Origin of the sequence: Mariniflexile aquimaris (assembly GCF_042676825.1) — a bacterium.
GTDB lineage: Bacteria > Bacteroidota > Bacteroidia > Flavobacteriales > Flavobacteriaceae > Mariniflexile > Mariniflexile aquimaris.
Genome location: NZ_JBHTIB010000054.1, coordinates 1 through 795 on the forward strand (window position 1 = coordinate 1; position 795 = coordinate 795).

General features: G+C 31.7%; 1 protein-coding gene. It reads left to right on the plus strand.

Annotated features, from left to right (window positions below; translation table 11 throughout):
• Positions 1–607, plus strand: a 607-nt coding sequence (locus ACFQ0I_RS17380; RefSeq protein ID WP_379944262.1) for a hypothetical protein, incomplete at its 5' end; no start/stop codon positions are given.
• Positions 608–795 lie beyond the last annotated feature (188 nt).

Below are 795 nucleotides of genomic sequence, written 5' to 3' on the forward strand. Positions count from 1 at the left end.
CAGCGTAAATTCTCCCGAAGCTTCGGGATTAATCTGTAGCCATATTTCAGGACAAGACATTATGAAAAACCTACTGTTCATTTCATTAATTTTGTTTTTCTCTGCTTCAACTTTTGGACAAGATATAAAAGGACAATTGTTCGATTTGAAAACAAAAGAAAAAATTCAACTTGAACAAAGAGATGAAATGCCAAAAGTTTGGCTTTTTGGGAATAAGAAACTTAAAGGATTTTTTGTAAACTCAAGTGGGCAATTTAAAATTGACTTATCCGATATAACCGAATTAGGAGATACAATTGAGTTTTCCATAAATGATTTCAATATCAATGACTTTAAAAATTCTTTTGCGGATTTTGAATTTCATAACATCCCAAAAAATAGACTAAACGAAGTCCTAAAAGAAATTTATTTGACAAAAGCATATTGGATTCCTTCTTGTGGAAGCGATTGTTTTACTGTCAATGCTAAAAGGACTTTTAAAAAGAAGGAAATTCTAATTAAAACATCTGAATTGGAATATACAATGCATAGAAATCCAGAAAAAGTGAGACGCTTGGAATTGGGTGCTAAATATATAACTGATTTTAAATCGGACATAATAAAATAACGGTTTACAACAACGGCTATAATTCAGCGTGGAGACAGTGCAAAAACCGAAAGTAAAACTTATATTTAGCTTGATTTCTCTGCGGAATAGTCCTGCGGACGATTCCACGCCGAAATCATAGCCAAACCGTTGTACGCAAGTTTGAAAAAAAATGAGATTCCATTTCATCATATTAACTTTATTTTTAG